Raw genomic sequence first — 240 nt, 5'->3', positions numbered from 1 at the left:
CACGCCGATCACGATGCCGACGCCGATGCGCGCGCCACGACCGTTGTCCGGACGGCCGCCGCCGGCACCGCCGCCCTTGCGGCCGAACATCCGGCTCAAACGACGGTTGAAATCCCGCCACATCTCGTCGAGATCGGGCGGGCCTTCACCTTCCTTGGCCTGCGGCCGCTTGGGCTCGACGGGCCGCTGGCGCTCGCCATTGCCATCGCCACGGCCCCAGCGCGGATCGTTCAGTGAAAG

The 240-nt window shown here is 70.4% G+C and carries 1 protein-coding gene; it reads right to left on the bottom strand.

What is annotated here, in order from left to right:
* Positions 1-240, bottom strand: a 240-nt coding sequence (locus SB822_RS60415) for a protease modulator HflK N-terminal domain-containing protein (RefSeq protein WP_410859560.1), incomplete at both ends; no start/stop codon positions are given.

The sequence above is a fragment of the Paraburkholderia sp. SIMBA_054 genome (assembly GCF_046534875.1).
GTDB lineage: Bacteria > Pseudomonadota > Gammaproteobacteria > Burkholderiales > Burkholderiaceae > Paraburkholderia > Paraburkholderia hospita.
The sequence above is the reverse complement of the archived record's forward strand: the minus strand, read 5'-3'. Positions and strand labels throughout refer to the sequence as shown.